General features: G+C 36.7%; 1 protein-coding gene. It reads left to right on the top strand.

Going from position 1 to position 215, the window contains the following annotated elements:
• On the top strand, positions 1-215 hold a 215-nt coding region (locus tag FHG05_RS18530; RefSeq protein WP_181369200.1), incomplete at both ends, for a hypothetical protein.

Here is a 215-nt window from a genome sequence, read left to right on the forward strand (position 1 = left end):
TAACAGGAAATGGCCCTATTTGCGAAGGAGAAGATGCTATATTTGATATTGTTGGTACAGCAGATGCAACAGTAAGTTATTCGTTAGATGGAGGAACAACTACTCAAACGGTTGTTTTAGATGCTTCCGGAAATGGACAAGTAGTAATTACAGCAGCAACGGTTGATCAAACGATTACTTTATCTTTAATTGAAAATACGACAACTACTTGTTCA

Origin of the sequence: Flavobacterium profundi (assembly GCF_006491645.1) — a bacterium.
GTDB classification, from domain to species: domain Bacteria; phylum Bacteroidota; class Bacteroidia; order Flavobacteriales; family Flavobacteriaceae; genus Flavobacterium; species Flavobacterium profundi.